The organism is Geodermatophilus amargosae, assembly GCF_900116515.1.
Taxonomy (GTDB): domain Bacteria; phylum Actinomycetota; class Actinomycetes; order Mycobacteriales; family Geodermatophilaceae; genus Geodermatophilus; species Geodermatophilus amargosae.
In genome coordinates this window covers 181,940-204,283 of record NZ_FPBA01000005.1, presented here as the reverse complement: position 1 = coordinate 204,283, position 22,344 = coordinate 181,940, and the positions used below count along the sequence as shown (strand labels likewise).

General features: G+C 74.9%; 22 protein-coding genes and 1 pseudogene. 13 read left to right on the top strand and 10 right to left on the bottom strand.

Features of this window, described 5'->3' with window-relative positions; translation table 11 throughout:
* Window positions 1-131 precede the first annotated feature (131 nt).
* Window positions 132-1,388, top strand: coding sequence for an acyl-CoA dehydrogenase family protein (locus BM414_RS09760; RefSeq protein WP_093579234.1), 1,257 nt, complete (start codon window positions 132-134; stop codon window positions 1,386-1,388).
* Window positions 1,389-1,453: 65 nt separating this feature from the next.
* On the opposite strand, the gene BM414_RS09755 is transcribed toward BM414_RS09760, so the two are convergent.
* The gene (locus tag BM414_RS09755) at window positions 1,454-2,695 is read right to left on the bottom strand and encodes an MFS transporter (RefSeq protein ID WP_217644639.1); all 1,242 of its coding nucleotides are present in this window, start codon (window positions 2,693-2,695) and stop codon (window positions 1,454-1,456) included.
* 154 nt (window positions 2,696-2,849) lie between these two features.
* On the opposite strand from BM414_RS09755, the gene BM414_RS09750 reads away from it, so the two are divergent.
* Window positions 2,850-4,136, top strand: a complete 1,287-nt coding sequence (locus BM414_RS09750) for an MFS transporter (RefSeq protein ID WP_093579233.1) — start codon at window positions 2,850-2,852, stop codon at window positions 4,134-4,136.
* Window positions 4,137-4,201: 65 nt separating this feature from the next.
* Here the strand turns inward: BM414_RS09750 and BM414_RS09745 are convergent, their stop codons facing one another.
* Complete coding sequence (locus tag BM414_RS09745; protein ID WP_093579232.1) at window positions 4,202-5,911, bottom strand: glycoside hydrolase family 13 protein; 1,710 nt, start codon at window positions 5,909-5,911, stop codon at window positions 4,202-4,204.
* Window positions 5,912-5,950: 39 nt separating this feature from the next.
* Entirely contained in the window at window positions 5,951-6,337 is a 387-nt protein-coding gene (locus BM414_RS09740; protein WP_093579231.1) for a VOC family protein, read from the bottom strand.
* A 99-nt stretch (window positions 6,338-6,436) separates the two neighbouring features.
* Here BM414_RS09740 and BM414_RS09735 point away from each other — a divergent pair, with 99 nt between their 5' ends.
* The 4 genes from BM414_RS09735 to BM414_RS09720 all read left to right on the top strand — a co-directional run bounded on the left by BM414_RS09735 (window position 6,437) and on the right by BM414_RS09720 (window position 9,012).
* Complete coding sequence (locus BM414_RS09735) at window positions 6,437-6,814, top strand: FKBP-type peptidyl-prolyl cis-trans isomerase (RefSeq protein ID WP_093579230.1); 378 nt, start codon at window positions 6,437-6,439, stop codon at window positions 6,812-6,814.
* A 293-nt stretch (window positions 6,815-7,107) separates the two neighbouring features.
* Window positions 7,108-7,287 (top strand): hypothetical protein, encoded by a 180-nt coding sequence (locus BM414_RS29275; RefSeq protein ID WP_093579229.1) that lies wholly within the window; start codon window positions 7,108-7,110, stop codon window positions 7,285-7,287.
* A complete protein-coding gene (locus BM414_RS09725) occupies window positions 7,284-8,291 on the top strand; it encodes a cation diffusion facilitator family transporter (RefSeq protein ID WP_093579228.1) in 1,008 nt (335 codons plus the stop codon). The genes BM414_RS29275 and BM414_RS09725 overlap by 4 nt, the downstream gene beginning before the upstream one ends.
* Window positions 8,292-8,319: 28 nt before the next feature.
* A complete protein-coding gene (locus BM414_RS09720; protein WP_093579227.1) occupies window positions 8,320-9,012 on the top strand; it encodes a DsbA family oxidoreductase in 693 nt (230 codons plus the stop codon).
* A gap of 108 nt (window positions 9,013-9,120) precedes the next feature.
* On the opposite strand, the gene BM414_RS09715 is transcribed toward BM414_RS09720, so the two are convergent.
* Window positions 9,121-9,363: an acyl carrier protein gene (locus BM414_RS09715; RefSeq protein WP_093579226.1), complete on the bottom strand. Its 243-nt coding sequence runs from the start codon at window positions 9,361-9,363 to the stop codon at window positions 9,121-9,123.
* A gap of 70 nt (window positions 9,364-9,433) precedes the next feature.
* Complete coding sequence (locus BM414_RS09710; RefSeq protein WP_093579225.1) at window positions 9,434-9,679, bottom strand: hypothetical protein; 246 nt, start codon at window positions 9,677-9,679, stop codon at window positions 9,434-9,436.
* Window positions 9,680-9,752: 73 nt separating this feature from the next.
* Between BM414_RS09710 and BM414_RS09705 the strand changes: the two genes are divergently transcribed.
* Together BM414_RS09705 and BM414_RS09700 are read left to right on the top strand one after the other, a co-directional pair.
* Complete coding sequence (locus BM414_RS09705) at window positions 9,753-10,094, top strand: ArsR/SmtB family transcription factor (protein ID WP_093579224.1); 342 nt, start codon at window positions 9,753-9,755, stop codon at window positions 10,092-10,094.
* Window positions 10,091-10,618, top strand: a complete 528-nt coding sequence (locus tag BM414_RS09700) for an SRPBCC domain-containing protein (protein ID WP_245784607.1) — start codon at window positions 10,091-10,093, stop codon at window positions 10,616-10,618. Before BM414_RS09705 ends, BM414_RS09700 begins: the two co-directional genes overlap by 4 nt.
* Before the next feature lie 242 nt (window positions 10,619-10,860).
* Here BM414_RS09700 and BM414_RS09695 read toward each other — a convergent pair whose 3' ends face one another.
* Window positions 10,861-11,283 (bottom strand): hypothetical protein, encoded by a 423-nt coding sequence (locus BM414_RS09695; protein WP_093579223.1) that lies wholly within the window; start codon window positions 11,281-11,283, stop codon window positions 10,861-10,863.
* A gap of 1 nt (window position 11,284) precedes the next feature.
* On the bottom strand, window positions 11,285-11,503 hold the full coding sequence (locus BM414_RS29270) for a hypothetical protein (protein ID WP_093579222.1): 219 nt from the start codon (window positions 11,501-11,503) through the stop codon (window positions 11,285-11,287).
* 221 nt (window positions 11,504-11,724) lie between these two features.
* Here BM414_RS29270 and BM414_RS09685 point away from each other — a divergent pair, with 221 nt between their 5' ends.
* The 3 genes from BM414_RS09685 (at window position 11,725) to BM414_RS09675 (ending at window position 15,639) form a co-directional block, all read left to right on the top strand.
* Entirely contained in the window at window positions 11,725-13,539 is a 1,815-nt protein-coding gene (locus BM414_RS09685; RefSeq protein ID WP_093579221.1) for a phosphoenolpyruvate carboxykinase (GTP), read from the top strand.
* A gap of 200 nt (window positions 13,540-13,739) precedes the next feature.
* Window positions 13,740-14,966: an MFS transporter gene (locus tag BM414_RS09680; protein ID WP_093579220.1), complete on the top strand. Its 1,227-nt coding sequence runs from the start codon at window positions 13,740-13,742 to the stop codon at window positions 14,964-14,966.
* A 4-nt stretch (window positions 14,967-14,970) separates the two neighbouring features.
* On the top strand, window positions 14,971-15,639 hold the full coding sequence (locus BM414_RS09675; RefSeq protein WP_093579219.1) for an acVLRF1 family peptidyl-tRNA hydrolase: 669 nt from the start codon (window positions 14,971-14,973) through the stop codon (window positions 15,637-15,639).
* Window positions 15,640-15,645: 6 nt separating this feature from the next.
* Here BM414_RS09675 and BM414_RS30160 read toward each other — a convergent pair whose 3' ends face one another.
* A complete protein-coding gene (locus tag BM414_RS30160; RefSeq protein ID WP_217644638.1) occupies window positions 15,646-16,293 on the bottom strand; it encodes a zinc-binding dehydrogenase in 648 nt (215 codons plus the stop codon).
* A gap of 69 nt (window positions 16,294-16,362) precedes the next feature.
* Window positions 16,363-16,662, bottom strand: a complete 300-nt coding sequence (locus BM414_RS30155; protein ID WP_217644637.1) for an alcohol dehydrogenase catalytic domain-containing protein — start codon at window positions 16,660-16,662, stop codon at window positions 16,363-16,365.
* 93 nt (window positions 16,663-16,755) lie between these two features.
* Between BM414_RS30155 and BM414_RS09665 the strand changes: the two genes are divergently transcribed.
* Together BM414_RS09665 and BM414_RS09660 are read left to right on the top strand one after the other, a co-directional pair.
* A complete protein-coding gene (locus tag BM414_RS09665) occupies window positions 16,756-18,849 on the top strand; it encodes a HelD family protein (protein WP_175551522.1) in 2,094 nt (697 codons plus the stop codon).
* A 91-nt stretch (window positions 18,850-18,940) separates the two neighbouring features.
* A complete protein-coding gene (locus BM414_RS09660) occupies window positions 18,941-21,508 on the top strand; it encodes a transglycosylase domain-containing protein (protein WP_093579218.1) in 2,568 nt (855 codons plus the stop codon).
* A gap of 23 nt (window positions 21,509-21,531) precedes the next feature.
* Here the strand turns inward: BM414_RS09660 and BM414_RS09655 are convergent.
* Window positions 21,532-22,341 (bottom strand): annotated as a pseudogene (locus BM414_RS09655) (YhjD/YihY/BrkB family envelope integrity protein); the annotation flags it as partial.
* Window positions 22,342-22,344: the final 3 nt, after the last annotated feature.

Genomic DNA, 22,344 nt, shown 5'->3' with positions numbered 1-22,344 from the left:
AAGTACGTGTGCGCTCGACGGGGCCGACCGTGCGCTCGGTCACGGTCGGCGCCCGCGCCGTGCGGAGCCCCGGAGGGGGTAGCAAGGTGGACCGGGGCCGCCCACCGACCCCGGAGAGAGGCCCCGCGACGATGACGTCGAGCCAGGAGCGCCCCACCGAGCTGCTCGAGCCCCAGCCGCCGGCGGTGCTGCCGCCGTGGCACACGTCCGAGCGCGAGGCGCTGCAGCAGCAGGCCCGCCGGTTCGCCACTGACGAGGTGCTGCCGGTCGCGAACGAGCTCGATCCGCAGAAGGGGCTGCTTCCGGAGTCGCTGCTGGCCCGCATGGCCGAGCTCGGCTACTTCGGGATCACCGTGCCGGCCGAGCACGGCGGGATGGGTCTGGGCGTCTTCGAGTACTGCATGGTCTCCGAGGAGCTGGCCCGCGCCTGGATGAGCAGCGCCAGCATCCTGGCCCGCTCGCAGGGCCTCGGGACGGCGGTGGCCGACGCCACCCGGCGCGAGGAGCTGCTGCGCCGCAGCGCGAAGGGCGAGTGGATCGGCGCCATCGCGCTGTCCGAGCCCGACGCCGGCTCCGACCTCGCCGGCGTCTCCACCAGGGCCGTGCTCGACGGCGACGAGTGGGTGGTCACCGGGCACAAGCGCTGGTGCGGCAACGCCGAGGCCGCGGACTTCATCCAGGTGCTGGTCCGCGAGCGCGACCCCGAGCCGGGGGAGTCCCGGTCGAAGGGGCTGGTCAACCTGCTGCTGGAGAAGGAGCGCGGCTCCTTCCCGTCCGGGCTCACCGGCACGCCGATCGACAAGATCGGTTACCACGGCTTCCTCACCTGGGACCTCGTCTTCGACGACGTCCGGATCCCCCGGGCCAACGTGGTCGACGAGGCGGCGGCCAGCGACGAGCAGGGCGAGGCCGCCAAGCGCGCGGGGTTCGCGGCAGCGCAGGAGTTCCTGAACACCGCGCGGGTGCACACCGCCGCCCGCGCCGTCGGCCTGGCCCGGGCCGCGCTCGAGGACTCGGTGGTCTACCTGCAGGAGCGCGAGCAGTTCGGCCACCCGATCGGCGACTTCCAGGCGCTGCGCTTCGCCGTCGCCGAGATGGCCTCGCAGATCGAGCAGTCGCGCGCCTTCTACCGGCAGGTGGCCCACCTGATCGACCTGGGCGTGCGCTGCGAGCGCGAGGCCTCGATGGTCAAGCTCGAGGCCACCGAGATGGCGGTGCGGGTGACCAACCAGGCCATGCAGCTGCACGGCGGCAACGGCTACACCACCGAGCGGCAGGTGGAGCGGCACTGGCGCGACGCCCGGCTGACCACGATCCTCGAGGGCACCAGCGAGATCCAGAAGCGGATCATCAGCGACCGCATGCTGCCCCGCTCGCCCCTGACGTAGCACTCCCGTGGCGGGTCGTGCTCTGCCCACACCCGTGGGCAGAGCACGACCGAGCTCGGGACCGTTCAGGCTGTGGCGACGACGGCCTCGTCGGCGTGCCCGACGTGCCCGAGCTCCCGCCAGACCAGCACGAGCAGCACCGCCGAGCCGACGAAGGCGAACCAGAACGGGCCGCTGACGCCCCAGACCCGGGCCACGACGCCGCCGACGGCCTGGCCGGCCAGGATGCCGCCGAAGACGCCCATCGCGTAGAGGCTCCCGACCCGGCCCTGCAGGGCGGCCGGCACCGCACGCATCCGCACCGTGCGCGACGTCGTCCCCCAGACGAAGGCGTGCGCGCCGAAGGCGAACAGCACCGCCGCGGCCACCCAGGGCGTGGTGGTCAGCGCCAGGGCGGCGTGCACCAGCGTCTCGATGGTCAGGCCCACCCGCATGAGCGTCGCCATGCCGACGTGCCGCTCGAGCCAGTCGTAGGACGCCGTCCCGACGATGCCGCCCAGGGCCCCGACCGTGGTGAGCAGGCCGAAGCCCGCCGCGCCGAGGCCCAGCCGCTGGTCGGCGTACAGCACGAGCACCGACCAGGCCGCGCCGTAGGTGACGTTGAACAGCACGATCGTGAGCGTCAGCGTCCGTACCGCCGCGTTGCCCCAGGTCCAGCGCAGCCCCTCGGCGATGTCCCGGCCGACGCGGGCCCGCTGCGCCGGGCGCTCCGGCCGGGGGACCCGCATGCGCCCGACGAGCACCGCGCCCAGCGCCACGAGCACCGCCTGCGCCAGGAACGGCCAGGCGGCGCCGGCCAGGAACAGCACGCCGCCGACGGCGGGACCGGCGAGCTGGTTCATCGTCAGCGTGCCCGCGGTCAGGCGGGCGTTGCCGATGCCCAGGTCGGCGCGGTCGACGACCATCGGCAGCAGGGTGCCGGCCGCGGTGTCGGCGAAGACCTCCGCGGTGCCGAGGACGAACAGTGCGGCCAGCACCGGCACCAGCCCGACGTCGGTGGTGAACAGCGCGGTGGCCAGGACGGCGAGCACCCCGGCCCGGGCCAGGTCCACGGCCACGACGAGCGCGCGGCGGTCCACCCGGTCGGCCAGGACGCCGGCGTGCAGGCCGAACAGCAGCCACGGCAGCTGCTGCAGCAGGGCGCCGAGGGCGACCAGCAGCGGGTCCTGCGTGCGCGCGGCCACCAGCAGCGGCCCGGCCGCCAGCGCCACGCCGTCGCCGAGGTTGCTCACCCAGGACGACGCCATCAGCCAGCGGAACGCCGTCCCCATCCGGGCGGGGAGCACCGCCTCGACCACCCGGCCCACGAGGAGGGGACCCTAGGCGGCCGCCCCGCCGGGAGCCACCGGGATCCGACCGTTCCTGCGGTGTCCGCGTAAACCGGCTGCTCCTGTCGCCCCCGTCGGCGAGCATGGGCCCGACGGCGCAGACGGTGCGCCGCCGCCCCCGAGGAGGAACCCCATGGCCGGCCTGCCGCGCGCGCTCGCGCCCCTGCGGCACCGCTCCTACCGCGTGCTGGCCACCTCGATGGGGCTCTCGCTGCTGGCCCAGGGGCTGTGGACGGTCGCGCTGGTCTGGCAGGTGGTCGACCTCGGCGGCGGGCCGGGTGCCCTGTCGCTGGCCACCGCACTGTCGGCCGGCGGCATGCTGGCCAGCACCCTGCTCGGCGGCGCCCTGGCCGACCGCGTCCCGCAGCGCCGGATCCTGCTCGGCGTCGCGCTGCTGCAGACGGCGGCGGTCGGGCTGGTCGCCGTCCTCTCGCTGGCCGGCGCGCTCGCCCTCGGGCCGCTGGCCGCCGCCGGGCTGGCCCAGGGGATCGCGATGGGGCTGTACTACCCGGCCTACTCCGCGCTGGTCCCGGGCCTGCTGCCGGCCGGGGACCTGCTGGCGGCCAACGGCCTCGAGGGCGTCGTCCGCCCGGGGCTGGCGATGGCGGCCGGTCCCGCGGCCGGCGGCCTGCTGGTCGCCGCGTTCTCCCCGGGCGCCGCGCTGCTGGCCACGGCGCTGACCTCCGCCGCCGCGGCGGCCTGCGTCGCCGCGCTGCCCAGCACCCCGGTGCGCCGCGACGACGTCGGGGCCGGCCTGTTCGCCGACGTCCGCGAGGGCGTCGCCTACATGGTCCGGACGCCGTGGCTGCTGGCCACGCTGCTGTTCGCCTCGCTCATGGTGCTGGTGCTCATGGGCCCCTTCGAGGTGCTGGTGCCCTTCGCCGTGCGCGACCGGGCCGGCGGCGGGCCGTCGGAGCACGCGCTGGTGCTGGCCGCGTTCGGCATCGGCGGCGCCGTCGGGTCGGCCGTCGTCGCCTCGTACCGGCTGCCGCGGCGCTACCTCACGGTGATGAACCTGATGTGGGGGCTGGGCTGCGTGCCGATGGTCGTCTTCGGCTGGACCTCGCAGCTGTGGGTCATGATCGCCGCGGCCGGGGTGCTCGGTGCGGCGTTCGAGGCCGGCACCGTCATCTGGGGCACGCTGCTGCAGCGGCGGGTGCCCCCGGCGCTGCTCGGCCGCGTCTCCAGCCTCGACTTCTTCGTGTCGCTGGCGTTCATGCCGCTGTCCATGGCGCTGGCCGGCCCGGTCAGCGGGGTGGTCGGGCTGACCGGCACCTTCCTGCTGGCCGGCCTCGTGCCGCCGGTGCTCGCGCTGGTCGCCGTCGTGGCCTGGCGGCTGCCCGCCGACGAGATCGCCCACCCCCTCGACGTCCCCGCCGAGGAGGCGTCCGCTCCCGAGGTGGTCAGCGCGCGGATCTGACGAAGGACCCCGTCCTCCCACCCCTCGCAGGCTCGGCGCGGGACCCGGGACGGGGCCGGACGGCATCACGACGGGCGCAGGACTCTGGCCTCCCAGGGGCGGAGGACCGTGGGGTCGTCCTCGGGCAGGTTGCCGAGGACGACCCCGGCGCCGACCGCCTCGGGCAGCAGCTCGGCCAGCGGCTGCGGCGTCGGGCCGAGGTTGCAGACGACGAGCAGCGTGTCGCCGTCGAGGCTGCGGGTGAACGCGTACACGTCCTCGTGCTCGGGCAGCAGCATCGAGAAGTCGCCCGTCGCCACCACGGGGTCCTCGTGCCGCAGCGCGATCAGCCGCCGGTGGTGGGTGAACACCGAGGTGGGGTCCGCGCGCTGGGCGGCGGCGTTCCACTCGGCGGCGTCGGGGTTGACCGCGATCCACGGCGTCCCGGTGGTGAAGCCGGCGTGCGGGGAGCCGTCCCACTGCACCGGCGTGCGCGCGTTGTCCCGGCTCATCCGGCGCATCGCGGCGAGCACCTCGGCCGGGTCGGCGCCGTGCGCGACCGCCTGCACGTGGTGGTTGAGCGACTCGACGTCGCGGAACTCCTCGAGCGCACGGAACGGGAAGTTGGCCATCCCGATCTCCTCGCCCTGGTAGACGTACGGCGTCCCCCGGTGCAGGTGCAGCAGCGTCGCCAGGCAGGTCGCCGAGTCGCGACGGAACCGCGGCGAGTCGTCGCCGAACCGGGACACCGCGCGCGGCTGGTCGTGGTTGTCCCAGTAGAGGGAGTTCCACCCGACGTCGGCCAGGCCCGCCTGCCAGCGCCCGAAGGACGACTTGAGGTCGCGCATCCGCAGCGGCCGCGGGTGCCACTTGTCGCCGTCGAAGTCCAGGCCGACGTGCTCGAACTGGAACACCATGTCCACCTCGGCCCGCGCCGGGTCGGTGTAGAGGCGGGCCTGCTCGGGGGTGACGCCGGGCATCTCGCCCACCAGCAGCAGCTGGTCGGGGTGGCCGGCGAAGACCTCGCGGTGCATCTCCTGCAGGTACTCGTGGATGCGCGGGCCGTTGTAGAAGTACGGCGTCCCGTCGCCGTAGGGGAGGCCGGGCAGCTGGGGCCCGTCGTGCAGGCGGCCGTCCGGGCCGACGTCCTTGCTGATCATGTTGATGACGTCCATGCGGAAGCCGTCGACCCCGCGGTCGAGCCACCACCGCATCATCGCGTACACCGCCCGGCGGACCTCCGGGTTCTCCCAGTTCAGGTCCGGCTGCTTCCACGCGAACAGGTGCAGGTAGTACTCGCCGCTGGCCTCGTCGTACTGCCACGTCGAGCCGGAGAAGTGCGAGTGCCAGTTGGTCGGCTCGGCCCCGGGCTGCCCTGCCGCCATGCCCTCCCGCGGCGGCCGCCACCAGTACCAGTCGCGCTTGGGGGAGTCCTTCGACGAGCGGGACTCGACGAACCAGGGGTGCTCGTCGCTGGTGTGGTTGACCACCAGGTCCATGAGCAGCCTGATCCCGCGCGCGTGCAGCGCGGCGACCAGCTCGTCGAACTGCTCCAGGGTGCCGAACAACGGGTCGATGCCCTGGTAGTCGCTGATGTCGTAGCCGTTGTCGGCCTGCGGCGAGGGGTACACCGGCGAGAGCCAGACGACGTCGACGCCGAGGTCGGCGAGGTGGTCGATGCGCTGCAGGATCCCGCCGAGGTCGCCGACCCCGTCGCCGTCGGAGTCCTGGAACGAGCGCGGATAGACCTGGTAGACGACGGCGCGGGTCCACCACGGGGGCTGCTCGACGGTCACCGGGCCAGCCCAGCACGACCGCTGCCGCCGCGCACCCGTTCAGCCCGGGGTCGTGTGGTGCACCGCCTCGACGTTGTTGCCGTCGGGGTCGCGGAAGAAGGCGCCGTAGTAGCCGGGGTGGTACTCCGGCCACACCCGTGGCTCGTGCAGCACCGGGGCGCCGAGCTCCCTGACCAGTGCGAAGACCTCGTCGACGGCGGAGCGCGAGGGGACCCTCAGCGCCAGGTGGACGGGCCGCTCGGTGCCCTCGGTGAGCGGGCCCAGCCAGAGCTCGGGATGGCCGTCGGGCCCGCCCATCCCCACGACCGGGCCTCCCGGGGTCCCGAACCGCATGATCTCGTGCAGGCCGGCAGGGGCGAAGGCGGTCGTGTAGAACGCCGCGGCCGCCGGGACGTCGGCGACCTGCAGCGCCAGGTGGTCGATCACGCCGCGGGACCGTAGCCCGATCGGCGACCCCGTGGAACCGCTGTTTGGATGGAGCGGACGAGCCGGGACCCGGCCCGGCACCCGATCCGAGGAGAACCGATGGCCGAGCTGAGCCGCCCCGACGTCGAGCCCCCCACCGGGCCGGCACCCGCCGACCTGGTGATCGAGGACCTCGTGGTGGGCGAGGGCCAGGAGGCCAAGGCCGGCGACCTGGTCAGCGCCCACTACGTCGGCGTCACCCACGACGGCGGCGAGCAGTTCGACGCCTCCTGGGACCGCGGCGACCCGCTGGAGTTCCGCCTGGGCGTCGGCATGGTCATCCAGGGCTGGGACGAGGGCATCCAGGGCATGCGCGTGGGCGGCCGCCGCCGGCTGACCATCCCGGCGCACAAGGCCTACGGCGACCGCGGCGCCGGTGGCGTCATCCAGCCGGGCGCGACGCTCGTCTTCGTGGTGGACCTCGTCGGCATCCGGTGATCCCGCGCGCGGTCGTGCTCTGGGTCCGCTCCGGACCCAGAGCACGACTACGCGCGGAGCACCTCCCCGGCGTCCTCCACCACGGTGACCGTGCCGAGGTAGCGCCGGACGGCGTCGCGGCTGCCTCGCCGGGCTGCTGCTGCTCGGTGTGCACCCCGCCGTCACGGTGGCGGTCATCGCTGTCTGGGGTGCTCATCGGGCTGCTGCCGCCGGTGTTCTAGACCCGCGTCACGCGGCTGGCCGCGCCCGCGATCCGCGACGTCGCCGGCGCGGTCGCGATCACCGCGCTGAACGTGGGCATCGCGGCGGGGGCCGCGCTGGGCGGGCTGGTGCTCGGCCGCTCCGGCCCGACCGGGCTCGTGGTGGCCGCCGCCGGGCTGGCCGCCGTCGGCGCGCTCGTGCTGACGGTCGGCCGCATCACCGTCCGCCGGACGGTTGTGTCGGACAACCACGGGGCACCGGAGGCGCCATGAGCGAGCCGGTGCCCACCCGTGACCACGCCCTCGTGACGGAGGGCTCCGGCGGGGAGTCCGGCGGCGGCGAGTCCACCGGAACCGTCGTCGTCGCCGGACTGGCCAACCTCGGCATCGCGATCGCCAAACTGGTCGGCGGCCTGATCAGCCACTCCTCGGCGATGCTGTCCGAGGCGGCGCACTCGGTGGCCGACACCATCACCGAGGTCCTGCTCTTCATCGCGCTCAAGCGCGGCGACAGGGCCCCCGACGCCCGGCACCCGGTCGGCTACGGCCGGGAGACCTACTTCTGGGCGCTGCTCGCCTGCCTGGCCACCTTCACCCTCGGCGCCGGCTTCTCCTTCTACCAGGGCGTCGAGACGATCCTCGAGGGCGAGGAGCAGGGCTCCCCGATGATCGCCTACGTCGTGCTGGCGGTCTCCTTCGTCCTCGAGGGCGCGTCCTGGCTCAAGGCCGTGCGCCAGGTGCGCAGCTCGGCGGAGAAGTGGGGGACGACGCCGCGGCGCTACCTCGCCGAGACGACCGACACCACGGTCAAGGCCGTCACCTTCGAGGACAGCGCCGCGTTGATCGGCCTCGTCCTCGCCGCGCTGGGGCTCTTCCTCGAGCAGGTGACCGGCGACCCGGTGTGGGACGGCATCGCCGCCATCCTCATCGGCGTCCTGCTGCTCGTGGTCGCCGGGTCGCTGGCCCGCACGAACGTCTCGCTGCTCATCGGCCAGTCGGTCGCCCCGCGGCTGCAGGACGAGCTCCGCGCGGAGATCGCCGGGCTCGACCAGGTCGACGACGTCCCGGTCCTGCTCACCACGGTCATCGGCCCCGGGCAGCTGGCCGTCATGGCCAAGGTCGACTTCGCCGACACCGCGACCGTCGCCGACATCGAGCGCGCCTCCGACGAGGCCGAGCGCCGGCTGGTCGCCCGCCACGAGGGCGTCCGCTACGTGTTCCTCGACCCCACCCCCGGCGACGGGCGGGCCAGGGCGGAGGTGCACCGGCCGGAATGAGCACGCGCCCCCGGCGGTTGAGCGGGCCGTGCGCATCGAGGTCTGGTCCGACGTCGTCTGTCCGTGGTGCTACATCGGCAAGCGCCGGCTGGAGACCGCGCTGGAGCGGTTCCCGCACCGCGACCAGGTCGAGGTCGTGTGGCGGTCCTTCCAGCTCGACCCGTCGGTCCCCGAGGGCGAGACGCACGCGACCCTGCCGGCGCTGGCCGCCAAGTACGGCCGCCCGGTCGAGGACATGCGCGCGATGATGCGGCACGTCGAGGAGACCGCCGCCGGTGAGGGCCTGTCCTACGACCTCGCGAACGGCGTCAGCGGCAACACGCTGCTGGCCCACGAGCTGACCCACCTGGCCGCCGAGCACCGGCTGCAGGGCGCCATGGAGGAGCGGCTGTTCTCCGCGTACTTCGAGGAGGGCCGCCCGGTCTTCGACGTCGACTCGCTGGCCCCGCTCGCCGTCGAGGTGGGCCTGGAGGAGGCGGAGGTGCGCGCGGCGCTGGCCGACTCCCGCTTCCGCCCGGCCGTCCTCTCCGACGTCGCCACCGCGCAGGCGCTCGGTGCCACCGGGGTGCCGTTCTTCGTCGTCGACCGGAAGTACGGCGCCTCGGGCGCCCAGCCGGCCGAGCTGCTGCTGCAGGTGCTCGAGCGCGCCTGGGCCGACGCCCACCCGCTGCTCACCGTCCCCGCCGCCGAGGGCTGCGACGGCGACACCTGCGCGGTCTGACGAAGGACCCCCTCTTCCCCACCCCTCGCACGCTCGGGGCGGTGCCCCGGAGGGGGCCGCACGGCAGAGGGCCCCGCTCCCGTCGGAGCGGGGCCCTCTGTCGTCCTGCTACTGGGTGGCCGGGCCGCCCTGCTCGGTGCCCGAGATGTTCTTCAGCAGCTCGTGGCAGCGCTTCGCGCGCGCCGAGTCCTGCTCCATGACCTCGCGGAAGAAGGCGGCGATGTCGTCCAGGCCGGCGTTCTCGGCGTCCCGGACGTACTGGCCGTAGTCGTGCCCGGCCTTCAGCGAGTGGTACTGCACGGAGATCAGGTCGAACGTGACGTCCTCGAAGCCGGTCTCACCGGTGGCCATGGCGACCTCCTCGTCGTGGTGGGTGGGACGCCGGTCCAGGTGCCCCGCGGGCGCGGAGCGAAACAGGCACTCAGGCGGGGTTGCGCGGCGCCTCGGAGAACGCGCCGCCGGTGACGTCCCCGCCGCCGGCGTCGTCGGTCGGCGTCTGCCCGGCCGTGGTCTCCGCGTCGTCGGCGGTGAGCTCGTCCTCGCCGGTGGACGCCGGGTCGTCGTCGGTCGAGGCCAGGTCCGCGCCCTGGGCGTAGGCGCCGGGGTCGGCCTGCGTCGTCCGGGGGTCGTTCAGCGGGTCCGGGACGTCGGGGTCGGTGACGGTCATGCGTCCTCCCTGCCCCTGGCGCCTCGGCGGCAACCCCTCGCCCGACGCGTAACCCGTGTGTTACACATCCGGTGTGGAGGCGCTCGCAGCACTCGCGGACCCGACCCGGCGGCAGCTCCTGGCGCTGCTCCGGGACGGCGAGCTGCCCGCGGGGGAGCTGGCCGGCCGGTTCGCGGTGAGCCGCCCGGCGATCAGCCGGCACCTGCGCGTGCTGCGCGAGGCCGGGCTGGTCTCCAGCCGGGTCGAGGGCCGCCGGCGGCTCTACGCGCTCGACCCGCGCCCGCTGCGGGAGGTCGACGACTGGCTGGAGTCCTACCGCGACCTGTGGGCGCAGCGGTTCGACGCCCTCGACACCGAGATCGCCCGCGGCCGCCGGGCCCGGGTCCACACCCCGACGGACGGAGACCCCTCGTGACCGACCTGCAGCGCCCTGCCGACCCGCCCACCAGCCGCCGGGGTGTGGTCACCGAACTGCCCGACGGCCGTCTCCGGCTGGAGTTCCGCCGCTCGTGGTCCGAGGGGCCCGACGACGTCTGGGCCGCCCTCACCGAGCCCGACCGGCTGGCCCGCTGGTTCGGCACCTACGAGGGGGAGCGGGCTCCGGGGGCCCAGGGGACCCTGACGATGACGCACGAGGACCAGCCGGTCGGGGAGGCCGTGCGCATCGCCGAGTGCGACCCGCCGCGCACGCTCGTCGTCGAGTGGGCCGAGCAGCAGGACTGGCGGGTCGAGCTCGCCCTCGCCGTGGAGAGCGGCCGGACGACGCTGCACTTCGTCCAGGTCTTCGCCGCCGGCACCGACGTCACCGACTTCGCCCTCGGCTGGCACTGGTACCTCGACAAGCTCGACGCCGCGGTCGGTGGGCGCAGCGGACCCGGCGACTGGGACACCTTCCTCGCCGAGACCGGCCCCGACTACGGCCGGGCGCCGCAGGCCTGAGCCTCAGGAGGCTGCGCCCGGCCGGCCCAGCACCGCCATCGCCGCCGCCGGGCCCGGTCCGGTGACGACGACCGCCGTCTTCAGCGGGTCGGCGGCCGGCGCGGCCAGCCGCTCGCGGCCCCGGTCAGGCCCGCGGCGAGCTGGGCGGTGGAGACGGCGACGCGTGCGGACCGGGTCGGCATGGGCCGGGGACCGTACCGGCGGGCGGCGTCCCGTGGCGGCGGTCCGGACGCCGCCGCCGGCTACGGCCGGGCGCCGGAGGCCCGGGCGCCGAGCGCGGCCATCGCCGCGGCGGCGGCCAGGCCGACGACGACCACCGCCGTCTCCGACCGCTGCACCCCCGCGGGAGTGAGCCGCTGCCGGACGAGCCGCTCCTGCAGATAGCCCGGCACCAGGGCGGCGCCGACCCACGCCAGGACGGTTGCCGCCCGGGGGTCGGGCCGGACCGCCAGCCGCGCCAGCGCCCCGGCGTGCACCGCCACCGTCCACGCCGGCGGGCTCAGCGCCGTCCCCGCCCACCACGAGTCGCGGCCGACCGTGTCCGGGGAGCCGGCGAGCACGGGCGTGTCGAAGGCGTGCCGGCGGCGCAGCGCGAGGACCTGGCCGGCGACGTCCGCGCCCAGCTGGACGGCCGACACCGCCAGCAGCGCCCGGCGCGACCCCACCTCAGGACCGCCCCGCCACCTGGACCGGCTCCGGGCCGGTCCACGGGTCCAGCCTCCCGAGGAACTCCCGTCGGCCCAGCCGCGGGCCGGCCTGCACCGGGTAGGTGTCGTGGGAGCCGGTGAGGTCGCGGGCGGAGTGGTCGGGGAGGGTGACCCCGCGCAGCCGCAGGGGTGTGAGTAGGGCGGGAAGGGCTCCGGATCCGGGCGTGAGGCTTGTCACGTGGACCCCTCAACACGGCTCCCACCTGCAGTGTTCCCGGTCACCGCCCCGAGCGGACATAGACGTCCTAGACGTAACATCTCTCACCGTTACAGGCGGGTGTCCCCGCTTGTACGCTGACCCGACCCGGACGGCCGGACGCGTTCCGCCGGACCCGGGTCACAGCACGCACCGGCGCCGGTGTCCGTCGACACCCGGCGTGCCCAGAGGATGGAGACGCCGTGACTTCCGTGGCCACCCCCGGTCTCGAGAACGCCCCCACGACGCACGCCCGGCTGCTCGCCTGGGTGCGCGAGATGGCGGAGCTGACCACCCCGGACCAGGTGGTGTGGGTGGACGGCACCGACGAGGAGTGGGAGCGGCTGACCCAGAAGCTGGTCGACGCCGGCACCTTCACCCGCCTGGAGAAGAAGCCCAACTCGTTCTGGTGCGCCTCCGACCCCAGTGACGTCGCGCGCGTCGAGGACCGCACCTTCATCTGCTCGGTCGACGAGGCCGACGCGGGGCCGACCAACAACTGGATGGCCCCCGACGAGATGAAGTCGATCATGACCGAGCTCTACCGGGGCTCGATGCGTGGCCGGACGATGTACGTCATCCCGTTCTGCATGGGCCCGGTCGAGGCCGAGAACCCGATGTTCGGCGTGGAGCTCACCGACTCCGAGTACGTCGTCGTCTCCATGCGGGTCATGGCCCGCATCGGCGGCCGGATCCTCGAGGCGATGGGCACCGACCGGCCGTTCGTCCCGGCCATGCACTCCCTCGGCGCCCCGCTGGAGCAGGGCCAGCAGGACGTGCCCTGGCCGTGCAGCCAGACCAAGTACATCGTGCACTTCCCCGAGGAGCGGGCCATCTGGTCCTACGGCTCGGGCTACGGCGGCAACGCCCTGCTCGGCAAGAAGTGCTACTCGCTGCGGATCGCCTCGGCGATGGCCCGCGACGAGGGCTGGCTGGCCGAGCACATGCTGATCCTCAAGCTGACCAGCCCGCAGCAGAAGACGTACTACGTGGCCGGGGCCTTCCCGTCGGCCTGCGGCAAGACGAACCTGGCCATGCTCGAGCCGACCATCCCCGGGTGGAAGGTCGAGACGATCGGCGACGACATCGCCTGGATGCGGTTCGGCGAGGACGGCCGGCTGTACGCCGTCAACCCCGAGTACGGGCTGTTCGGCGTCGCCCCGGGGACCGGCTGGGACACCAACCCGAACGCGATGCGCACCATCGACAACGGCAACTCGGTCTTCACCAACGTCGCGCTCACCGACGACGGCGACGTCTGGTGGGAGGGCATGACCGAGGAGCCGCCGGCGCACCTCACCAGCTGGAAGAAGCAGGACTGGACGCCGGACTCCGACGAGCCGTCGTCGCACCCGAACTCGCGGTTCTGCACCCCGATCACCCAGTGCCCGATCCTGGCGCCGGAGTACACCGACCCGAAGGGCGTGCCGATCTCGGCGATCCTCTTCGGCGGCCGCCGCAAGACCACGATCCCGCTGGTCACGGAGGCGCGGGACTGGAACCACGGCGTGTTCATGGGCGCCACGCTCTCCTCGGAGACGACGGCCGCGGCCACCGGCGCCGTCGGCGTCGTCCGCCGCGACCCCTTCGCCATGCTGCCGTTCATCGGCTACAACGCCGGGGACTACTTCCGGCACTGGGTCGAGACCGGCAAGGCGCACGACGCCACCAAGCTGCCGCGGATCTTCTACGTGAACTGGTTCCGGCGGGACGAGGACGGCGGCTTCCTGTGGCCGGGCTTCGGCGAGAACAGCCGGGTCCTCAAGTGGGTCGTCGAGCGCCTGGAGGGCACCGCGGCCGCTGAGGAGACCCCGGTCGGCCACGTCCCGGCGCCGGGCTCGCTCGACGTCTCGGGCCTGGGCATGACCGAGGACCAGGTGCGCCAGGCGCTCACCGTCGACAAGGACGAGTGGCGGCAGGAGGTCCCCCAGATCACCGAGTGGTTCGAGAAGTTCGGGGACAAGCTGCCCAGCACCATGTGGGACGAGCTGGAGATCCTCAAGAGCCGCCTCGCCTGACGAGTCTCCGCCGCCGGTCCCTCACGGACCGGGGGCGGTGCCCCGAGAGGGGCCACGCGGGCCCCGCACCGGACAGCGTCGTCCGGCGCGGGGCCCGTGCTCGTGTCGGCACGCAACGGAGCCGTCTGCCAGCCGAGCGTGCGGCCGTCGGTTAGCGTGACGGGCGAACCAGCGTCCCCCTGACGACAGGTCCCGCCCCGGTGCTCAGTCCCTACCTGCACGTGCTGCGCACGCCGCACGCGCTCCCCATGGTGCTCGCTGCCTTCATCGGCCGGCTGCCGCTGTCGATGGTCGGGCTCGGCTGCGTCCTGCTGATCGCCGACGAGACCGGCTCCTACGGCCTCGGCGGCACCGTCGCCGCCGCCGGCGCGGTCACCACCGCCCTGGCCGGCCCGGTCCTCGGCCGGCTCGCCGACACCTTCGGCCAGCGCCGCACGCTGCTCCCCGTCATCGCGCTCTTCGCCGCGGCCGGCGCGCTCTTCCTCACCGCGGTGAAGGACGACTGGCCGCGCTGGACCTTCTTCGTCACCGCCGGCGTCGCGGGCGCGTGCATCCCGCCGGTCGCCTCGATGATCCGCGTGCGGTGGACCCACCTGCTCCGGGGCACCTCGCGGCTGCCCGCGGCGCTGGCCATGGAGTCCGTCGTCGACGAGATGGTCTTCATCGTCGGGCCGGTGCTGGTCACGTTCCTCTCGACCACGGGGCACGCGACCTCGGGCGTGGTCACCGCCTTCACCCTCGCCGTCGTCGGCGCACTGCTGTTCGCGGCCCAGGGCCGCACCGAGCCCCCACCGCACGGCCACGAGGCGCGCAGGGGGCCCTCGGCCATCCGCACGCCGGGCCTGCGCGTGCTGTTCGTCGTCGGCGCCGCCGTCGGGTCGATCCTCGGCACGCTGGAGATCGCGCTGGTCGCCTTCGCCGACGAGGCCGGCGTGATGGGGCTCTCGGGTGTGCTCATCGCGGGGCTCGCGGTCGGGTCGATGGTCAGCGGCATCGGCTGGGGCGCGGTGCACTGGCGCCACCCGCTGCGCCACCGGCTGCTCGTCGTCCTGGTGGTGCTCACCGTGCTGTCCGTGCCGCTGACGCTCATCAGCAACGTCTGGCTGATGATCCCGTTCGTCGTGCTGGCCGGCGTGGCCGTCTCGCCGTCGCTGATCAGCTCGTTCACCCTCGCCGAGCTGATCGTGCCGAAGTCCGCCGTCACCGAGGCGTTCACGTGGATCGGCACCGCGCTCGGCCTCGGGGTCGCCGTCGGCACCTCGATCGCCGGGAAGATCGTCGACACCGTGAGTGCCAATGCCGCCTTCCTCGTCGCGACGGCCTCGGCCGGGATCGCCGCGGTGGTCGTGGTCGCCGCGCAGCGGCTGCTGCACGTGCCGGCCGAGAACCTCGCCGAGCCGGCGCTCGCCGGTGAGGTCACCGGCTGAGCCGGTGACCCGCCCCCGGCCGGCGGCCGGCGGCGGCCGCGTCCTCGGCGTCGCACCGGAGCGGCTGGGCCGCTGGCTGGACGGCGTCGTCACGCGGCACGGGGCGATCGAGGCGAGGGCCGGCGACGACGGCGCTCTCGACGTGTCGTGCGCCGACGGCACCACGCTGACCCTGCGCGCTCCCTTCGGCTGGACGCCGTCGGCACCGCTGCTGACCGGCTTCACCGCCGCGGCACGGCAGCCCCGGCGCGCGGCGGTCCTGCTGGTGCGCCGTGGCCGCTGGGCCACCGGCGTCTTCGACGGCGCGGACCTCGTCGTCTCCAAGGTCGACAGCCGCCTCGTCCAGGGCCGCAGCGCCGCCGGCGGCTGGAGCCAGCAGCGCTTCGCCCGCCGCCGCGGAAACCAGGCCGACGCCGTCGTCACCTCGGCCGCCGACACCGCCGCGCGCGTCCTGATCCCGCACGCCGGCGAGGTGGCTGCGCTGTTCACCGGCGGCGACCGGGGGATGGTCGACGCCGTGCTCGCCGACCCCCGCCTGGCGTCCCTGGCGGCGTTGCGCCGGGAGCCCGCGCTGGAGGTCGGCGAGCCGACGAAGGAGGTCCTGCTGGGGACGCCGGGGCAGTTCCGGGCGGTGCAGGTCCACATCGTGGAGCCCGGCGACCGCCCGGCCTGACGCGGCTCAGCCGTTGGGCTGCAGCACCAGCCGGATCGGGTTGCCCTCCTTGCGCTCGAGCATCTCCACGCCGCGCGCGGCCTCCTCCAGCGGGAGCGTGCCGGAGACCGAGCGGGACAGGTCGAGGCGGCCGTGCCGGATCAGGCCGATGAGCTGCTCCACGTGCTGGGGCTCGGAGCCGTAGTGGCCGAGGACCTGCTGGGAGAAGTAGCTGAACTGGGTGCCGTTGCGGATGGTCAGCGGCTGGTCGGTGAGGCCGACGAGCACCAGCCGGCCCCCGCGCTCCAGGCAGCGGACGGCCTGCTCGCGCACCGGGGCGACGCCGGCGAAGTCGAACGCGTGGGCCAGGCCGGCCCCGCCGGTCAGCTCCCGCACGCGGGTGGCGATGTCCTCGGAGGGGTCCAGCGCGCGGTCGGCGCCGAAGGCCAGCGCCCGCTCCCGGGCGGACTCCACCGGGTCGACGGCGACGATCGGCGCCGCGCCGGCCAGCCGCAGCAGCTGCACCGCGTGCGCGCCCAGGCCGCCGATGCCCCACACGCCCACCGGCTCGCCGGCGCGCACGCCGGCGGTCTTCACGATCGAGGCCCACGGCGTGGAGACCGCGTCGGGGACGATGCAGGCCTGCTCGAAGGGCAGGTCGTCGGGGATGGGCACCAGCGTCTCCACGGTGGACAGCGCGTACTGCGCCCAGCCGCCGTCGTAGTCGACGCCGCGGGTGTGGATCTACCCGTCGACCTCCTCGCCGGCCTGCAGCGTGACCCGCGCCCCGGCCTGCGCGCCGGTCACGCCCTCCCCGAGCTCGGCGACGACGCCGGCGACCTCGTGGCCGAGGGTGACCTCGTCCCCCTGCAGGAACAGCGGGTTGAGCTGGCCGTCGATCAGGTGGACGTCGGACAGGCAGATGCCCGCGGCGCGCACCTCGACGAGGACCTGGCCGGGGCCGGGCGTCGGGCGCGGCACCTCCTTCACCTCGAACTGCTTGGTGCGCACGTTGAGCCGGCCGGCGAGCATCGAGTCGGGCATGGCCCGATCCTCCCCACCGGCCCCCGGCGTCACACCGGCGCCCCGGGGAACGGGGGTGACGCACGGCACGGTCCGGCGTAACGTCCACCGACCGTGTCAGCGACACCGACCGACACGACCGGGACCGCCACCGCGACCGACCCCGTCCTCGCCTCCGAGCGCGCCCACCTGGCCCTCGCCGACGACTGCCTCACCGAGATGCGCACCGCCGCCACCGCCGTCGTCGACGCCGGTGTCGACGCCTGGGCCTCCGAGCGCCTCGGTGCCGCCCGCGCCGAGCGGCTGCGCTCCCTGGCCGCCGACCCCGGCGTCCCGGCCTTCTTCGGCCGCACCGATGCCGGCACCGACGCCGGCGCACCCGACGGCACGGCCGAGACCTTCCACATCGGCCGCCGGCACGTCCGGGACAGCACCGGCTCCCCCGTGGTCATCGACTGGCGGGCGCCCATGAGCCGGCCGTTCTACCGGGCCAGCACCGCCGATCCGCAGGGCCTGGTCCGTCGCCGCCGGTTCGGCTTCTCCGGCGGCGAGCTCACCAGCTACGAGGACGAGCTCCTCGGCGCGGGGGGAGAGGGCGACGGCACGCTGCTCCGGGCCGACACATCGAGCCGGGTCCTGCTCCAGGAGATCGAACGCCCGCGCAGCGGCCCCATGCGCGACATCGTCGCCACGATCCAGCCCGAGCAGGACGAGATCGTCCGCGCCCCGCTGGCCGAGTCGGTCTGCGTGCAGGGCGCCCCGGGCACCGGCAAGACCGCCGTCGGCCTGCACCGCGCCGCCTACCTGCTCTACACGCACGGCGGGCAGCTGGCGCGCACCGGCGTCCTCGTCGTCGGCCCCAACCGGGCGTTCCTGCGCTACATCGAGCAGGTGCTGCCCACCCTCGGCGAGGTCGACGTCGACCAGACGACGGTCGCCGAGCTCACCGGCCGGGTGCCGGTGCGGGCGCAGGACGCCCCGGAGGTCGCCGTCCTCAAGGGCGACGCCCGCATGGCGCAGGTGCTCGAGCGGGCGCTGTGGGGCGCGATCGCCAAGCCCGCCGACGACGTCATGGTGCCGCTGGCCGGCCGCCGGTACCGGGTGCCGGTGGAGCGGCTCAAGCGGTACGTCGACGACCTGCGCCGCCGCGGCCGGGTCGCCGACGACCAGCAGCGCCTGCACTACGCCGCCGGCCGCGAGCGGCTGGCGATGCTGCTGGCCGGGGACGCGCGGCGGCAGAAGGAGGAGGCCGGCGGCAGCCCTCCCGACGGGGAGGTCCGGCGGGCCGCGCGCAGCCCCGAGGTCCGGGCGTTCTGCGACGCCGTCTGGCCCGCCCGCGACCCCGCCGGCCTGGTCGCGGAGCTGCTCGGCGACCCCGCCGTCCTCGCCCGCGCCGCGCGGGGCGTGCTCACCGAGGAGGAGCAGGCGCTGCTGCACCGGCCGGCGCCGCGCTCGGTCCGCACCGCGCCCTGGACCGCGGCCGACGCCGTCCTGGTCGACGAGGTGACCGGGCTGCTCGAGCGGACCGCGGGCTACGGGCACGTCGTCGTCGACGAGGCGCAGGACCTCTCGCCGCTGCAGTGCCGCGCGGTGGCCCGCCGGCTGGCCGCCGGGTCGCTCACCGTGCTCGGGGACCTGGCCCAGGCCACCAGCCCCTGGTCGCCGGCGGACTGGGCGCCCACGCTCGCGGGCCTGGGCCGGCCGGGGACCGCCGTCCGCCCGCTGACCCGCGGCTACCGGGTGCCGGGGGAGGTCCTCGACTACGCCAACCGGCTGCTGCCGGCGATCGCCCCCGGCCTGACGGCGGCCACCGCCGTGCGGCGGGACCCGGGCGCGCTCACCGTCCGGCCGGTGACCGACCTCGCCGGGCCGCTGGCCGGGGTGGTGGCCGACCTCGCGGCCGGTCCAGGGTCGATCGGGGTGGTCTGCACCGACGCCGCCGTGCCCGACGTCGAGCGGATGCTGGGCGACGCGGGGCTGCCGGCAGCGGTGCTGACCGACGACGGGGCGCCCGCCGCGCGGATCGCCGTCGTCCCCGCGACCCTGGCCAAGGGCCTGGAGTTCGACGCCGTCGTCGTCGCCGACCCGGCGGCGATCGTGGCCGCCGAGCCGCGCGGGCTGTCCCGCCTGTACGTGGTGCTCACCCGCGCGGTGAGCACCCTCGTCGTCCTGCACCGCGGCGACCTGCCCGCCCTGCTGGCCGGCTGAGGTGGTCTCCCGACCGCAGGACGGTACGGCGCGGGTGGTTGTGGCCGACGGTGATCTCCGTTTCCATGGGCCCGGCCGAGGAGGGGAGCCCATGGACCGGCAGGACAGCCGGGCCGGCACGCTGCTGCGGCTGGCCGCGACCATCGTGGTCGCCGGGGCTCTGGTGGCAGGGCTGCTCCTCCCCTGGATCGGGGGCCCGGCGGTCGCCGCCCAGCAGTCCACCGGCCTGCTCGGCGACCTGCCGACCGAGTTCACCGACGACCCGCCGGCCGGGAACACCGTCCTGCTGGCCGCGAACGGCGAGCCGATCACGTACTTCTACGACGAGAACCGCGACCCGGTGGCGCCGGAGGAGATCGCGGGCGTCATGAAGGACGCGCTCGTGGCCATCGAGGACTCCCGGTTCTACGGCCACCGGGGCCTCGACGTGCAGGGGACCCTGCGCGCGCTGGCCACCAACATCGCCGCGGGGGAGGTGGCCGAGGGCGGCTCGACGCTCACCCAGCAGCTGGTCAAGCAGACGCTGCTGCAGACCGCCGACACCCCCGAGGAGCGCACCGCCGCCACCGAGCAGACGCTGGGCCGCAAGCTGCGGGAGGCCCGTCTCGCCCTGGCGGTGGAGGACCTCTACAGCAAGGACGAGATCCTCACCCGCTACCTCAACATCGTGTACTTCGGGCAGAACGCCTACGGCGTCCAGCCGGCCGCCCGGGCGTTCTTCGGGGTCGACGCCGCCGCGCTCACCCTCCCGCAGGCCGCGCTGCTGGCCGGCCTGGTGCAGAGCCCGGTCAACGACGACCCGTTCACCAACCCGGAGGCGGCCACCGCGCGGCGCGACGAGGTGCTGTCGCGGATGGCCGAGCAGGACCTCGTGACCGCCGACGAGGCGGCCGCGGCCGCGGCCGAGCCGCTCGGGCTGGCACCCGGGCCCGCGCCGCCGCGCGGGTGCGTCGAGGCCACCGTCGGCCCGTTCGTCTGCGACTTCGTGCAGCGCCACGTCGTCCAGGAGCTCGGGCTCGGCCAGGAGGAGCTGGACAACGGCGGCTACACGATCCACACCACCCTGGACGTCGAGCTGCAGCGCTCCGGCGACGCCGCGGTGCTCGCGACCCTGCCGCGGGAGGACTCGCTGGCCGCGATGTTCAGTGCCGTGGAGCCCGGCACCGGGCACCTGCTGGCGCTGAGCGTCAACCGCACGTTCGGCTACGACCTCGGCGACCGCACGCAGGAGTCGTTCAACCTCAACACCTGGCCCAGCCAGGGCTCGGGCTCGACGTACAAGGTGTTCACCGCCGCCGCGGCGCTGGCCCGCGGCTACTCGTCGTACTACTCGCTCACCGCTCCGGACCCCTACGTCTCCCGGGTCTACTCCGGCCCGTGCCAGGGCCGCGACACCGACGGCCGCTACTGCGTGCGCAACGCCGGGTCGGGCTACCGCTCCACGCTGGACATGACGACGGCGCTCTACCAGTCGTCCAACACCTACTTCCTCGCGCTGGAGGACGCCCTCGGCAGCGTGGAGGAGCCGGTGCGGATGGCCGAGGCGATGGGCCTGTTCCAGTTCAGCCCGCCGGAGCTGCCGCAGCAGATCATCGACGAGAACCGGGGGTCGTTCACCTTCGGCTCCGAGGCCACCAGCCCGCTGGCGCTGGCCAGCGCCTACTCGACGCTGGCGGCCAGCGGCACCCAGTGCGACGTCGTCCCGGTGACCGCCGTCCTCGACCAGAAGGGGGAGCCGGCGGTCGGGGCCGACGGCGAGCCGCTCGCGGTCGGCGACCGGTGCACGGCGGAGGCCGTCCCGCCCGGGGTGGCCAACACGCTCAACCAGATGCTCCGCCGGGACGTCGAGCCCGGGAACCCGGGGCAGACCGGCTCGCGCGCCTACGTCCGCGGGCACCAGATCGCCGGCAAGACCGGCACCTCACAGGAGAACTACTCGATCGCCTTCGTCGGCTACACGCCGGAGATCAGCGCCAGCGTCATGGTCCTCAACCCCAAGCAGAACGAGGACGTCGGCGGCTTCGGCGGCGGCAAGGGCGCCACCATCTGGCGCGACGCGATGGCGCCGGTCCTCGACGCCCGCGGCAGCGGCGAGTTCCCCCCGGCCGACGAGACCGTGCAGAACGGCAACACCCGCCCGGTGCCCGGCTGCTCCGGGATCCGGTCCTGCGAGCGGGCGCTGACCGACGCCGGCTTCTCCCCGCGGACCGTGCGCGTGGACAGCGACGAGGCGTCCGGCACCGTGCTGGGCACCAGCCCGCCGCGCGGCGGCCGAGCGGTGCCCGGCCAGGTGGTGTCGATCCTCGTCAGCAACGGCAGCGACTACGCCGAGCCGGCGCCGGAGCCCCCGGCCGCTCCCGCGCCGGACCCGGCTCCCGCGCCGGAGCCGCCTCCGGCGCCCGAGCCCCCCGCCCCCGAGCCCCCCGCCCCCGAGCCCCCCGCCCCCGAGCCCCCCGCTCCCGAGCCGCCTGCGCCGCCGGCCGAGGAGCCCGTCCCCGAGCCGGGCACCCCGGCCCCGGACGTGCCCGCCCCGGGTGCCCCGGCTCCGGAGCCGCCCGCTCCGGACGCCCCGGCCCCGGGTGCCCCCGCGCCCGGGTTCCCGGCTCCCGGGTTCCCGGCTCCCGGGTTCCCGGCTCCCGGCTGGCCGCCCACCGCCTGACGCAGGCCGAGCCGCTCGTCGAGGGACTGCGTGAGCAGCCACCCCGAGAGCAGCACGAGGTGCAGCAGGAACAGCCAGAACCCGATGGCGACCATCGCGCCGACGACCACCAGGCCACCGAACGGCGCGCCGAGGTCCAGTGGCAGGGACAGGAACACCACGAACCCCTGCAGGAACCCCGACAGGCACGCCGCGGTGAACAGCGCACCGCTGACCAGCGCGCCCCAGCGGTGCCGCCCGCCGGCCACCACGCCGAAGCCCCAGAGGATCGGCACGGTCAGCACGAACAGCACGGTGTAGTAGCCGACGGCGAAACCGCCGAGCGCGGGTCCGAACCCGCCCTCCCGGGCCAGGTCGGCCATGAGCCCGGCGGCCAGCAGCAGTGGGTACAGCAGCAGCGGCGTCACCACGACCAGCGGCAGGGTGGCCAGCCGGCCCCGCCAGGCGGTGAGGCTCTCCCGCCGCTGGCTGAACCGCAGCAGCGCCCGCCGCAGGCCCTCGCCGTAGAGCGACAGGGGCAGCAGGGCCAGCACGAAGCCCAGCAGGTCGAGCCGCACGCCGGCGTCGACCAGCCGGGCCACCGCGTCGGGAGCGCCCAGGGTGGGCGGCAGGAGCTCGGCCAGCCGCCCGCTGAGCGTGCGCACCTCCTCGGAGGAGGTGACCAGCGCGGTCAGCCGCACGGCGACCAGGATCAGCGGCACCACCGCGATGCCCGCGTAGAAGGTCAGCCCCGCGCCGATGAGGGCGAGGTCGCGGCCGCGCAGCAGCCGGCGGGTGCCGGCGAGCAGCGCCCGGGACTCGATCCGCAGCCGGCCCGCCGTCCGTCTCCGCACCGG

Excerpts from the sequence above, each read along its gene's own strand:
- BM414_RS09710 (WP_093579225.1), bottom strand. The coding sequence starts at position 9,679 with ATGACCGTCACCGACCCCGACGTCCCGGACCCGCTGAACGACCCCCGG.
- BM414_RS09715 (WP_093579226.1), bottom strand. The coding sequence starts at position 9,363 with ATGGCCACCGGTGAGACCGGCTTCGAGGACGTCACGTTCGACCTGATC.
- BM414_RS09760 (WP_093579234.1), top strand. The coding sequence starts at position 132 with ATGACGTCGAGCCAGGAGCGCCCCACCGAGCTGCTCGAGCCCCAGCCG.
- BM414_RS09660 (WP_093579218.1), top strand. The coding sequence starts at position 18,941 with ATGGACCGGCAGGACAGCCGGGCCGGCACGCTGCTGCGGCTGGCCGCG.
- BM414_RS09750 (WP_093579233.1), top strand. The coding sequence starts at position 2,850 with ATGGCCGGCCTGCCGCGCGCGCTCGCGCCCCTGCGGCACCGCTCCTAC.
- BM414_RS30155 (WP_217644637.1), bottom strand. The coding sequence starts at position 16,662 with ATGCCCGACTCGATGCTCGCCGGCCGGCTCAACGTGCGCACCAAGCAG.
- BM414_RS09735 (WP_093579230.1), top strand. The coding sequence starts at position 6,437 with ATGGCCGAGCTGAGCCGCCCCGACGTCGAGCCCCCCACCGGGCCGGCA.
- BM414_RS09725 (WP_093579228.1), top strand. The coding sequence starts at position 7,284 with ATGAGCGAGCCGGTGCCCACCCGTGACCACGCCCTCGTGACGGAGGGC.